This is a genomic window from Solwaraspora sp. WMMD1047 (genome assembly GCF_029626155.1).
Lineage (GTDB): Bacteria > Actinomycetota > Actinomycetes > Mycobacteriales > Micromonosporaceae > WMMD1047.
Genome location: NZ_JARUBL010000001.1, coordinates 4,489,993 through 4,501,859, shown reverse-complemented (window position 1 = coordinate 4,501,859; position 11,867 = coordinate 4,489,993). Strand labels below are relative to the sequence as shown.

8 protein-coding genes are annotated in these 11,867 nt (G+C 74.2%); 4 read left to right on the top strand and 4 right to left on the bottom strand.

Annotation, left to right across the window (positions count from 1 at the left end; all coding sequences use genetic code 11):
- Positions 1-753, top strand: a complete 753-nt coding sequence (locus O7627_RS20495) for a hypothetical protein (RefSeq protein ID WP_278095116.1) — start codon at positions 1-3, stop codon at positions 751-753.
- Here the strand turns inward: O7627_RS20495 and O7627_RS20490 are convergent.
- Complete coding sequence (locus tag O7627_RS20490; protein ID WP_278095115.1) at positions 743-1,246, bottom strand: hypothetical protein; 504 nt, start codon at positions 1,244-1,246, stop codon at positions 743-745. The two genes, O7627_RS20495 and O7627_RS20490, sit on opposite strands and share 11 nt — an antisense overlap.
- Positions 1,247-1,400: 154 nt before the next feature.
- On the opposite strand from O7627_RS20490, the gene O7627_RS20485 reads away from it, so the two are divergent.
- Positions 1,401-1,955, top strand: a complete 555-nt coding sequence (locus O7627_RS20485; RefSeq protein WP_278095114.1) for a hypothetical protein — start codon at positions 1,401-1,403, stop codon at positions 1,953-1,955.
- Positions 1,956-1,975: 20 nt separating this feature from the next.
- Positions 1,976-3,190, top strand: coding sequence for a S8 family serine peptidase (locus O7627_RS20480; protein WP_278095113.1), 1,215 nt, complete (start codon positions 1,976-1,978; stop codon positions 3,188-3,190).
- A 12-nt stretch (positions 3,191-3,202) separates the two neighbouring features.
- Here O7627_RS20480 and eccB read toward each other — a convergent pair whose 3' ends face one another.
- Both eccB and eccD read right to left on the bottom strand, forming a co-directional pair.
- Positions 3,203-4,618 (bottom strand): type VII secretion protein EccB, encoded by a 1,416-nt coding sequence (eccB, locus tag O7627_RS20475; protein WP_278095112.1) that lies wholly within the window; start codon positions 4,616-4,618, stop codon positions 3,203-3,205.
- A gap of 4 nt (positions 4,619-4,622) precedes the next feature.
- Positions 4,623-6,029 (bottom strand): type VII secretion integral membrane protein EccD, encoded by a 1,407-nt coding sequence (gene eccD, locus O7627_RS20470; RefSeq protein WP_278095111.1) that lies wholly within the window; start codon positions 6,027-6,029, stop codon positions 4,623-4,625.
- A gap of 183 nt (positions 6,030-6,212) precedes the next feature.
- Between eccD and eccCa the strand changes: the two genes are divergently transcribed.
- Positions 6,213-10,184, top strand: coding sequence for a type VII secretion protein EccCa (gene eccCa / locus O7627_RS20465; RefSeq protein WP_278095110.1), 3,972 nt, complete (start codon positions 6,213-6,215; stop codon positions 10,182-10,184).
- A gap of 39 nt (positions 10,185-10,223) precedes the next feature.
- On the opposite strand, the gene O7627_RS20460 is transcribed toward eccCa, so the two are convergent.
- Positions 10,224-11,330 carry a hypothetical protein gene (locus O7627_RS20460; RefSeq protein WP_278095109.1) on the bottom strand — a complete coding sequence of 369 codons (1,107 nt, stop codon included), beginning with the start codon at positions 11,328-11,330 and terminating at the stop codon, positions 10,224-10,226.
- Positions 11,331-11,867 lie beyond the last annotated feature (537 nt).

The following is an 11,867-nucleotide window of genomic DNA, read 5'->3' as shown; positions in this document are numbered from 1 at the left end:
GTGGCGGACGGATCGGAGCTGGACGAAGCGGGCTGGCGGGTGTGGAGCGGGCTGCACCGGCTGCTGTTCCGGTTCGCCGGCCGGGTGCCCGACGAGTGGCTCACCCATGCCCGGGGCATGCTCGGCAGCGGTGATCTGAACTATCTGCCGGACACCATCTCGGGCTCGCTGCTGGAACTGGATCTGCCGCTGCGCCCCGCCGAGGCGCAACTGCTCCGTGACACTCTGGTGCTGCTGGGCGTCGACGGAGATGAACCGGCCGGACTGGCCCGGGTCCGGATCTCGGACGAACCGACCCCGGCCACCGGCCACCGGTTCCACCCCGCGCCGCCCGCCGTGCTGGCCGAAGCCGGAGCGCGCATCCCACCGAGCCTGGACCTGACGGGCGGCGACCCTGACGATCTCGCGGAGTTGCCGGCCGACCTGGCACACCTCGACGATCTCGCCCTCGACCTGACCGACCAGACCGATGACCGGGCACTCGGCAACGCCACCGGCCAGGACGGGACGATCTCGCTCTGGCGTGCCTGGCGGTTCGGCCCGCAGGGGCCGCCAGTGGGCGGTCGGCGCGTCTACCTGATCGAGGTCACACCCGGGACCCCGGCCTGGGACATAACCCACGAGCTGCAGCGTGAGCTCATCTGGAAGGGTGAGGAGTCGCCGCAGGTGGAGGTCTTCTGGACCGGTGACGAGCTGACCCCGTACCACCGCGCGGCGCTGGCCGGCGCGGCCCGGCTCTGGGTCAGGCCGTGACCGGCGAACGGAACCGGGGGCCGGCGTAGCGGCGCAGCGCGTCGGCGACCTGCTCCGGACTCTCCACCAGCTCGCTGATCTCGATCAGTCGATGACCGCGGCGGCCACCGGCGGAGAACCGTGGTCGGCCCTGGGCCGGCACCAGATCGGAGAGCCAGAGTACGAGGTGGTTCTGGGTGCCGTTGGGCAGCACCACCGGCTCCACACTGATCCCGTCCACCTCCGCCCAGGTGCCCTCGAAGTCGCAGCCGCCGGCGTGCACGACCAGGCCGGTCTCGCTCAGCACGAACTGGAACCGGCGCAGCGTGGACAGGAACAGCAACGCTCCCACCAGGAGAAAGAAGCCGCCCGAGCCCCACAGCAGCACGGTGATGATGGTCAACCGCGATCCGATCAGGGCGAAGACGCCACCGACCAGGAGGGCCGCCAGGGCGTAGCCGGCGGCGATCCCGGCGAGCTTGCGGCTGCCCCGGTCGTCGCGGTGCAACTCCATCAGGACTCCCCGTTTCACCATGCCCGGCCCCTGCCCGGCTCGCGGTCCTCAAATTATCAAAGCGGTGCCGTCCGGCGTGGACGCCGGCCCGGCCCGGCGCCGGGCCGCTGCTAGATTGACGGGCGGACGACGGTCGACCAACGGGGAGGTGGGCATGGTGCTGCCGATCGCCCGCAGCCGGGACGAGGTGGACCTCTACCTCAGCCTGCACCCGTGCGAGCGGTGCCAGACCGCCGACGCCGACTGGCGGATGTCGACCGCCAGGGACGGCGACGGCAGACGGATCTGCCGCTACCAGGGCGCCTGCCGGCGCTGCCAGGCCGCGCGCGAGTTCACCTTCCTGGTGCCCGAGCGGCCCGCCGTGCCCGGTCCGGACGACCTCATCTTCTTCGGCGGACCGGAGCCGTCCCGGCTCTTCGACGCCGGCGAGTGGCGGCTGATCTCCGACGCCGGCATCCACGAGGGTGGAGCGCCGCCGAGCCACGGCCCCGCCGCCGAGCGCCGGCGGGCGTTCACGCTCGGCGTTGCCGCCCTGGCCGAGGTGCTCAAGTTCATTCCGGACGGTGCCGAGGCGGTGCCCGAGTCGGCGTTCTGGACCCCGCACGGCCGCGCCGCGTACGACCAGCATCCGGACCGGTTCACCCGGGACTACGTGCAGCGTCGGCTGGACCAGTTCCGGGACGAACTGGAAGCCCGGTTCCCCGACTGAGCGCGCCTAGGGAGACAGCCATGCGTCGTACGATGGCCGCCGTCGTCGCCGCGGCCGCGCTGGCCGGGGTCCTCGCCACCGGTGGGCCGGCGGCCGGCCAGACCAACCGCAACTGCGCCGAACCCGGTCAGCCGATCAGCCCGATGCCCTGGCCACAGCAGATGCTCGGCCCGGAACGCGCCTGGTCGTTCACACAGGGCGGCGGGGTGACGGTCGCCGTGCTCGACTCCGGCGTCGACGCCGACCATCCCCAACTGGCCGGTCGGGTGTCCGCCGGCTTCGACGCCGTGGACGGCGGCACCGGCGACGACGACTGCCTCGGCACCGGCACCCACGTCGCCGGCGTGATCGCCGCCGTCCAGACCGGCTCGGTCGGCTTCGCCGGCGTGGCGCCCCGGGTGCGGATCCTGCCGGTCCGGGTGGTGGCCGACCGGCCGGGCCGCGGCATCGCCGAGCCGGACGCGCTCGCCGACGGCATCGACGCGGCGGTGGAACGGGACGCCGACATTCTCGCGATCTCGGCGGTCACCTACACCGACGACACCGCCCTGCGGCTCGCGGTCGCCCGCGCCCTCGAAGCCGGTGTCCTGCTGCTCGCGGCGGTCGGCGACCGGGGCGACGAGGACGGCGAGATCGTCCCGTATCCGGCCGCCTACCCCGGCGTCGTCGGCATCGGCGCGATCGACCAGAACGGCGAGCACTGGCGGGGTTCGCAGCGGGGCGACTTCGTGGACCTGGTCGCGCCGGGCGCCGCGGTGCCGACCCTGCAGACCGGCGCGGGCATGGCTCTGGTCGACGGCACCGGCGTGGCCTGCGGCTTCGTTGCCGGGGCGGCCGCGTTGGTCCGGGCCCGGCGGGGCGATCCCACCCCGGACGAGGTGGTACGGCAACTCTTCGCCACTGTCATCCCGGCGGCCGGTGGGCCGGCGTACGGGCGGGGGATCGTGAATCCGCACGGCGCCGTGACCGACCGGATGGCGGTCGACGAGCCCGCCGCCCTGCCGGCGCTGGTCCGGCCGGTCCGGGAGAGCTCGCCGGCCTGGGAACGCAGCCGCGACCTGGCGCTGGCCGGCAGCCTGGTGGCGCTGATCGTCGTACTGGTGGTGCTGGTGTCGGCGATGGCGTTGCCGCGCGGGCGGCGCCGGCTGTGGCGGTCCGGCACCAGCAACCCGCCGGTCGTCCGCCCGGAACCGGAGGAGCCGGCCCCACCGGTGCCACTGTTCCCCGCCGGCTGACCTGGGCCGCGGTCAGCCGCCCCGGGCGGTGCCGTCGGTGGCGGCCGGCGCGAGGGCGGCGGCCGGGTCGAGGGTCGGGCCGGTCGGCAGCCGGCTGACCAGGGCGGCGGGCACGTTCACCGCCAGCTCCGGCGGGTAGCCGAGCATCGGCAGCACGCTGGCCTGCGGGACCGGATACTTCACCCCCACGTCGGTGATCACGTAGTACGGTCCGGCCTGCGCGTTCGGTGAGCCCAGCACGCGTACGGTGGTGACCCGGCCGGCCGGCACCAGGACCAGGTCGGCCAGCGGCACCCCGTCGGCGGAGACCGCTGGGGTGGGCACGGCCGCGGCGAGACCCGGAACCTCGCCGCCGACCTGGACCGTCGGTGGGGTGGCGCCGTCGGCGGTGACCGCGCAGAGCGGGTCGGCGCCGCCGGGCACGGCCAGCGCCGGCGTGGTCGGCGGCGGTTGCCCGTCGCCGGCCGGTGCCGGCAGTTGCCGGCTGACCGGTGCCGCGTTCGCCTCCGCGACGCTCATCGGCACCGCCTCGGCCGGTGACTCGGCCCGCAGGATGTCCCGCTGCAGGGCGGTGATCGGCGCGAGGCCGTCATCGAAGACCAGCCGGAACTGGGTTCCCGAGCCGGTCTGCGTGCTCAGCACGTCGCCGATCCGGCGGCCGTTCACCGCGCTGGACGGCTCGCCGCGGTCCGGGACGGCGATCGGCTGGATGTCCGCGCCGGCGGGCAGCGCGTTGAGCCAGGCGGTGCCGACCGGCACCGGATTCGCCGCGCCGAACAGCGCCGGCACCAGCGCCTCGGGGTTGCGGATCTGGTGCCGGCGGCCCTGCCAGACCAGGTACCGGGCGTTGAGTTTCGCGTCCCGCACCAGCACGGCGCCGTCGCCGAGCGGCTGGCCGCCGGCGGGCGTCGTCGCCACCGCCACCGCCACCACGCTGACTCCCTGGCCGGCGGCGTTGGTGCTGGGGATCGCGCACGTCGTCCAGGGCAGGCCGACGTGCCGCTTGATCCCGGGCAGCGAGTCGGGCGCGCCGGGGATGCCGACGGTGGTGCCGCGCGGCGCCTTGCTCAGCGAGTTGGCCGCCACCCGGTGCACGGGTGGGTTGGCCCGGCCGGCGGCGAGCAGCGCCGAGGCGTAGTTCAGGGTGGGATAGAGGGTGCCCCGCGCGTAGACGAAGCTGGCCCCGGTCTCCTTCTCGATGACGACCGAACCGTCGGCCCGCCACCGGTCGGCGCCGACCTTGGTGAGCAGCCCGTAGATGCCGAAGCCGGCGGCCACCAGCACCGCCACCATCACCCCGCCGAACAGCGCGCCGATGCCGCGCCGCAGCGGGGACTGCTGGGGGTCGGTCTCGCGCATCACGAAGGCGGAGATGACCCGCTGGGTCATGAACTGGTACGAGTGCAGCTGATCCCGTCGGGTCGCCATCTCCTCACCCGCCGATCGACGCGAAGAGCCCCTGGATCGCCCCGAAGACGCCCAGGACCGCGCAGGCCAGCGGGATCAGCGCCATGATGGCCAGCACGTCGAGGATGTCGGCGGCGCGACCGACGTACGGCGACGGGCTGCGCCGGCTGTAACGCAGCCCGGCGGCGAGTACCACGCCGGCCAGCGCCGCGAACAGGAGCAGCAGCAGCAACCGGCCACCCTGGTCGGCGTCGAGCACGTACCCGAACAGCAGCAGGGCCAGCCCGATCGACCCGCTGGCCAGTAGCGGCACCCGCTGCTGCGGCAGGGCGAACAGCCGGGCCCGCAGCAGCAGCGCGGCGGCGGCGGCCAGCGAGAGCAGCTTGCCGGCGGTGGTGCCGTCCACGACGATCAGGAACGCGATCGACAGCGCGCCGGTCACCGCCGCGGCGAGCAGCATGCCGGAGAGCAGCTCGGTGGCTCTCGCCACGGCCGCGAAGACGTCGGAGCGGCGGGGGACCGGACGATCCTCCAGGATGTCCTCCGGCCGGTCCGGCAGCTCCGGCACCGGCAGCCGCCCCAGCGAACTGGCCATCAGCGGGTAGCCGGGCAGCAGACCGATCACGGTGGTCAGCGCGACCGCGGCGGCGCCGACGGACGAGACGCCGGCCAGGCAGAGCAGGGCGGCGAGCAGCCCGGTCAGGCTGCTGGCCAGGCCGGCCATGAAGAGCCGCTGGACGGCGGCGACCCCGGTGTAGCCGATGACGCTGAACACCAGCAGCAGGGCGGAGCCGAGCAGCAGGCTGGCGGCGCCGAGCCGGTTCAGCGGGGTGTCGCCGGGCGCGGCGAGCAGGGCGCCGCCGACGAACGCGTACGGCAGGCCGGCGGCCGAGACCAGCGCGCCGACGGTCGCGTCCGCGAACGCCCGGGACAGTACGATGCCCAGCACCGCGAGCAGGCCGGCCAGCCCGAGCGCGGTGGCGGCGGGCAGCGGCCACGGCGGGCCGGCGGTCAGCAGGACGACAAGTCCGAGCCCGAGGACGCCGGCGGTCACCACCAGGGCGCACCGGCGGGTCGCCGCGTTGCCCCAGGACCGGCCGGCCCGGCGGGCGCCGCCGGCGATCACCTCGACCACGTCGTCGTACGCCAGCTCCGGCCAGTCGTCGCGGCGCGGTGAGAGATGCAGCAGCTCGCCGTCGCGGACACCCTGGACGGCGAGGTTGCGGGTCGGTTCCAGGACCGCCCCGGTGGCCCGGCGCAGCACCCAGCCGCCGTGCCGTTCACCGACGTCGCCGAGATCGTCGCCGGCGTGCCGCAACAGGTGCGGCAGCAGCTCCGCGACGAGTAGATTGTCGGGCAGCGCCACGTCCATCCGTCGCTTGGGCGCCGCGACCGTCACCCTGGCCAGGCTCAGGCTCCCGGGGACCGACATGCTGGTTACCTCCCCGCCCCCATGCGATAGCAGCGCTCAACCTAGCATGGCGGTTCCGGTCCCCGACGTGTCGGTTCCGGCCCATTATGCAGGGTCGTTCGACCTGGCTGGGCCGATCCGCGGCGCAGGTCCAATGTCTATATGATTTGCCCGCCGAATCCGGTCGTACGGGGAGGTCGAACGGTGACATCGGTAATTGTCAAGCGCCTGCCGCGCCGGGTCGCGCCGGTGCTGCCCTCGGGCGAGGTGGTGCTCGAACCGCCGCCCGAGGTGCCGCAGGCGTCCGGCAAGGCCTGGATGCGCATGTTGACGATCCTGCCCATGGTGGCCGGCGGCGCGGCGATGGGTCTGATGATGGCCGGTCAGCGTGGCGGCGGCGGCCCGCTCACCTACGTGGCCGGCGGCATGTTCGGCATCTCCATTCTCGGCATGATGGCGATGATGGTGATGAATCAGTCCGGGCCGGGCAAGAAGGAGATGATCGAGAATCGGCGCCAGTACATGCGCCAACTCGCCCGGCTCCGCTCCCAGCTGCGTACCACCATCGGTCAGCAGCGTGAGGCGCTCCACTACCGACACCCCGACCCGGCCGCGCTGTGGTCCACCGCCAGCGGTGGCCGGCTCTGGGAGCGCCGCCGTGCCGACGTGGACTTCAGTGTGGTCCGGATCGGGCTCGGCGCGCTGGAGGTCGCCACCCCGCTGATCCCGCCGCAGACCCGGCCGGTCGACGAGCTGGAGCCGCTCTGCGCGATGGCGCTGCGCAAGTTCGTCGCCACCTACGCGATCGTGCCCGACCTGCCGGTGGCGATCGCGCTGCGCGACTTCTCCCACGTCTACCTGCGCGGCCCGGAGGCCCCGGCCCGGGACATGGCCCGCGCGCTGCTGGCCCAGGTGGTCACCTTCCACGCACCCGACGACCTGCTGGTCGGGATCTGCGTCGCCAACGACCGCCGGTCGGACTGGGAGTGGGCGAAGTGGCTGCCGCACGCCCAGCATCCGGCCAAGCTGGACGCGGTCGGCCCGATCCGGCTGTTCGCGCCGTCGGTGGCCGCCCTGGAGGCGATGCTCGACGACGTCCTGGACAACCGGCCGCGGTTCGATCCGGCCCTCGCCCAGGCGGCCGTGGGGCAGCACGTGGTGGTCGTCATCGACGGCGGGTCCACGGCCGGTTCCGACCACCTGATGACCGACGGCGGCGTCGCCGGGGTGACCATCCTCGACCTGTCCAACCCGCCGCCGCGACTGCTGGACGACACCTCCGTCACCCTCGACCTCGCCGACGACGGCACGATTTCCGGCACCACCATGGACGGCACCACCGAGGTGGGAACGGCGGACGCGCTGAGCCCCACCGAGGCCGAGGTGCTGGCCCGCGAGCTGGCGCCGCTGCGGCTGTCGGCCACCTCCTACACCGACCAGTCCGCGCCGGTCGCCATCGACCTCGGCCTGGCCGAGCTGCTCGAACTCGGCCCGCCGCACGACCTCGACCTGACTCGGGCCTGGGCCGGCCGGCCCAACCGGGACCGGCTTCGGGTGCCGATCGGCGTCGGCCAGGACGGCCGCCCGATCGAGCTGGACCTGAAGGAGTCGGCCCAGGACGGGATGGGTCCGCACGGCCTGCTGGTCGGCGCGACCGGCTCCGGCAAGAGCGAACTGCTGCGTACGCTGGTGCTGGCGCTGGCCGTCACGCACAGCTCCGAGATCCTCAACTTCGTCCTGGTCGACTTCAAGGGTGGCGCGACCTTCACCGCGCTGGACCGGCTGCCGCACACCAGCGCGGTGATCACCAACCTTGCCGACGAACTCTCCCTGGTCGACCGGATGCTCGGCGCCATGCAGGGTGAGCTGGTCCGCCGCCAGGAGCTGCTGCGCCAGGCCGGCAACTACGCCTCCCAGCGCGACTACGAACGCGCCCGGGCCGCCGGGGTGCCGCTGGCGCCGCTGCCCAGCCTGCTGGTGATCGTGGACGAGTTCAGCGAACTGCTGACCGCCCGGCCCGACTTCATCGACATGTTCGTCCAGATCGGCCGGCTCGGCCGGTCGCTCGGCATCCACCTGCTGCTCGCCTCGCAGCGGCTGGAGGAGGGCCGGCTGCGTGGCCTGGAGACGCACCTGTCGTACCGGGTGGGTCTGCGGACCTTCTCGTCGATGGACAGCCGGGCGGTGCTCGGCGTCTCGGACGCCTACGAGCTGCCCCGCGCCCCCGGCCACGGCTACCTGCGCACCGGGACCGAGGGTCTGATCCGGTTCAAGGCCGCGTACGTCTCCGGGGTGGTCCGCCAGGACGGCTACCGGGCCACCGTCGGCGGTCGACCGGTGGACCCGGTCCGGGAGTTCACCACCTACTACGTCGCGCCGCAGCGCGAGGAGCAGTCGACCGACCCGGCCGAGGCGGTCGAGGAGCCGGAGGAGACCGTCGTCGGCGACACCCTGCTCGACGTGCTGGTGCAGCGGATGGAGGGGCAGGGGCCGCCGGCCCACCAGGTCTGGCTGGAGCCGCTGGACGCCCCGCCGACCCTCGGCCAGATGCTCGCCCCCGTGGTGCACACGCCGGAGCGCGGCCTGACCACCCGGTCGCTGGACCCGGAACGGACCCTGCACGGCCTGGTCGGCGTCATCGACAAGCCGTTCGAGCAGCTCCGCGAGCCGATGTGGCTGGAGCTGTCCGGCAGCGCCGGCAACGTGATGGTGGTCGGCGGCCCACAGAGCGGCAAGAGCAACTTCCTGCGTACGCTGATCGGCAGTCTGATCCTGCGGCACACCCCGCGCGAGGTGCAGTTCTACTGCCTCGACTTCGGCGGCGGCGGGCTCACCGCGATGGCCGGGATGCCGCACGTCGGCGGGGTCGCCACCCGCCGCGACGTGGACCGGGTACGCCGCACCATCGCCGAGATGTACGGGCTGATGCAGGAGCGGGAGGCGATGTTCACCGCCCAGGGGGTGGAGGGCATCGCCGGGTACCGGCGGGCCAAGCGGCAGGGCCGGTTCGCCGACGACCCGTTCGGCGACGTCTTCCTGGTGGTGGACGGTTGGGCGACGCTGCGCGCCGAGTTCGACGACCTGGAACCCATCATCAACGAGCTGGCCAGCCGGGGGCTCGGCTACGGCGTGCACATCCTGGCCGCCACCAACCGGTGGATGGACATCCGGGCCGCGGTCCGGGACATGTTCGGCACCAAGATCGAACTGCGACTCGGCGAACCCAGCGACTCGATGATCAACCGGCGGGCCGCCGTCAACGTGCCGGAACGGACCCCCGGCCGTGGTCTTACCCCGGACGGCTTCCACTTCCTGGCCGGGTTGCCCGAGCTGGACGCGGAGCCGCGCATCGAGGACCTCTCCGACGCGGTGGCGGAGTTCGTCAAGCTCACCCAGGCGCACTGGACCGGGGGGCGGGCGCCGGCGGTGCGGCTGCTGCCGGCCGAGCTGCCGTACGCGGCGCTGCCCGCCCCGCAGGGCGGCAAGCTGCCGATCGGTATCGCCGAGGCCGACCTGCAGCCGGTGTTCCTGGACTTCGACGCCGAGCCGCACGCGCTGCTCTTCGGCGACATCGAGAGCGGAAAGAGCTCCTTCCTGCGCAGCCTGGCCCGGATGGTCGCCACCGGGTACGAGCCGAGCCAGGCCCGGCTGATCCTGGTCGACTACCGGCGCAGCCTGCTCGGCTGTGTGGACACCCCGCACCTGATCGGCTTCGGTACCGCCCAGCAGTCGACCACCGACCTGATCAAACAGGTGACCACGGTGATGCGGGAGCGGCTGCCCGGCCCCGACGTCACCCCGGAGCAGCTGCGCAACCGCAGCTGGTGGAAGGGTCCCGACCTGTTCCTGCTGGTCGACGACTACGACCTGGTCGCCAGCGGGACGGTCAACCCGCTGGCGCCGCTGCTGGAGTTCCTGCCCCAGGCCCGCGACATCGGCCTGCACCTGGTGGTCACCCGACGCATCGGCGGCGCCTCCCGGGCCATGTTCGACCCGGTGATCAGCCGGATCCGGGAACTCGCCTCGCCGGGCCTGATGATGTCCGGCCCGCGTGAGGAGGGCGCCCTGTTCGGCACGATCAAGCCGCAGTTCCTCCCGCCCGGCCGGGCCTGGCTGTTCACCCGCCGGCACGGCGCGCGTCTGATCCAACTCGCCTGGACCCCACCGGCGCACTGACCGACCGCCCGTCCGCCGACCCCGCCGCTCGCGGTGGGGTCAGCGGCGGGGGGCGCCCGCGTACTGCCGTTCGATGTCGCTCTGCGCGAACCAGACGTAGCGTTCCGCGCCGTCGCCCACGACCGCGACCATGTCGTCGGCCATCACCTGGAGGAACTGGGAACTCGGGCCGGGCAGCCGCAGCGCGTTGGCGGCCAGCGACGCCTCGGCGCTCGCCAGCCGTTGGATCAGCACCAGGTCACAGTCCTGCAGCGCCGGTACGCCGGACTGGTCGAGTTGGCGTAGCACGGTCAACTGGGTCTGCCACGGGCCGAGCGGCGGTGGTGCCGTGCCGCCGACGAAGCCCTGGTCGTACACGATCAGGACGGGCTGGTGGGCGGTGCCGGTCAGGGTCAACGGCTGCTCGGCGGCGACCACGGTGACCCGGTCGGCCTGGCCGGTCGCGCGCTCGCCGAAGCTCTGCCAGGCGTACGGGTCGGTGGTGACCACGGCGACCCGGGCGCCGAGGGCCAACGCCCGGAAGGTGAAGAGCTGCCCGGCCCACACCCCGCCGACCAGCGAGATCCGGGTCGGCTCGGGCCGGAAGAAGCGCACCGACACCGGCAGTTGCTGGCGGTCGGCACCGAGGATCAGGCCCGCGCCGGCCGAGCCGACCCGCAGCTGGGCGAGCGCGGTCCGGGTGGCCGTGTGCGAGCCGATGCGCAGCCGGGCCAGCCGGCCGGAGATCGTGTCGCGTCGGCGCCGCTCCGGCGGCCGGTGGTCCTGGTCGAGGTCGGGCGGTCCCGAGTGGCCGGTGTTCGCCAGCGCGATGCCCTGCGCCGACAGTTGCGCGGAGCCGGCACCGGCGGCTTCGGCGGAGACCGCCGCCTGGGTCGCGGGCCGGGCGACGGTGGCCGCCCCGGGGTACGCGGTGACCGGCGGCGCCGGGATCGAGTGCGCCGGCCGGACCGCCGGTGGCGGGGCGGCCACCGCGGGCGGAGCGGACGCGGCCTGGGTCGGCCGCAGCGCCGGCACCTGGGGTACGGCGGGCGGGGCTGGGACGGCCGGCGGCGCGGGCACCGCGGGCGGTGCCGGTACGGGGCGCTGGGTCGGGATCGCCGGTGGCGCCTGCAGCGCCGCCTGTCCAGGTGTGGGAGGCGGGGCCACGGGCGCCGGCCTGGTGGCGGCCGGCGGCCCGGTGACCGGCGCCACCGGCGATGCCGTCGCCGACGACGGTCCAGATCGGACCGGCGGTACGGGCGGTCCAGTTCGGACGGGCGGTGCGGGCGGCCCGGTCCGGGTCGGCGGTGCGGGCGGGCCGGGACGGTCTGGTGCTGCGGATAGGCCGGCCCGGTCTGGTGATGCCGAAGGACCGGTGCGGGCCGGTGGTGCGGGTGGCCCGGTCCGGGTCGGTGGTGCCGGCGGTCCCGTCCTGGTCGGCGGTGTCGGGGGAGTGGCCCGGGTCAGCGGGGTGGCCGCGGCCGGCGGGGCCGAGGTGGGGCTCGACGCGGCGGTCGGACCGGTCGGCCCCGGTGGCGGGGCGCCCGGCCCGGTTAGCGCTGGTGGCGGGCCGGGCGGCGGCAGGTTTGGGGGTTGCGGAGGAGGTGGCGGGTAGGCCCGTGCCGGGCGGATCGTCGGCGGCGGAGGCACCGTGGGCGGGGGTGGGATCGACGTGGCCGGAGGTGGCGGTGGCGGGGCGCTCGC